Below are 895 nucleotides of genomic sequence, written 5' to 3'. Positions count from 1 at the left end.
CCCTAAGGCGAGGCAGAAATGCGTAGTCGATGGACAACGGGTTAATATTCCCGTACCGATATAAAGTGCGATGGGGGGACGGAGAAAGGTAGGTCAGCCAACTGTTGGAATAGTTGGTTTAAGCGAGTAGGCGTGTGGCTTAGGCAAATCCGGGCTGCTATAACGCTGAGACGTGACGACGAAGTCTTCGGACTGAAGTGATTGATCCTATGCTTCCAAGAAAAGCCTCTAAGCTTCAGCTTTATATTGACCGTACCGCAAACCGACACAGGTGGGTAGGAAGAGAATTCTAAGGTGCTTGAGAGAACTCAGGAGAAGGAACTCGGCAAATTATCACCGTAACTTCGGGAGAAGGTGAGCCCATATTAGGTGAAGGCCCTTGCGGCTGGAGCTGAAATGGGTCGCAGAGAAATGGGGGCTGCGACTGTTTATCAAAAACACAGCACTCTGCAAAGTCGAAAGACGACGTATAGGGTGTGACGCCTGCCCGGTGCTGGAAGATTAAATGATGGGGTGCAAGCTCTTGACTGAAGTCCCAGTAAACGGCGGCCGTAACTATAACGGTCCTAAGGTAGCGAAATTCCTTGTCGGGTAAGTTCCGACCCGCACGAATGGCGTAACGATGGCCCTACTGTCTCCTCCTGAGACTCAGCGAAGTTGAAATGTTTGTGAAGATGCAATCTCCCCGCTGCTAGACGGAAAGACCCCGTGAACCTTTACTGTAGCTTTGCATTGGACTTTGAAGTGGTTTGTGTAGGATAGGTGGGAGGCTATGAAGCGTGGACGCTAGTCTGCGTGGAGCCAACCTTGAAATACCACCCTGACCCCTTTGAGGTTCTAACCTTGGTCCGTTATCCGGATCGGGGACCGTGCATGGTAGGCAGTTTGACTGGGG

Annotated in this window: 1 rRNA gene; it reads left to right on the top strand. The window is 51.3% G+C overall.

Annotation, left to right across the window (positions count from 1 at the left end):
* Positions 1-895 (top strand): 23S ribosomal RNA (locus ACFQNF_RS17455); the annotation flags it as partial.

The organism is Iodobacter arcticus (assembly GCF_042664895.1).
In the GTDB taxonomy this organism is placed as follows: domain Bacteria; phylum Pseudomonadota; class Gammaproteobacteria; order Burkholderiales; family Chitinibacteraceae; genus Iodobacter; species Iodobacter arcticus.
Note: the sequence above shows the minus strand (reverse complement) of the source record. Positions and strands in the feature narration are given on the sequence as shown.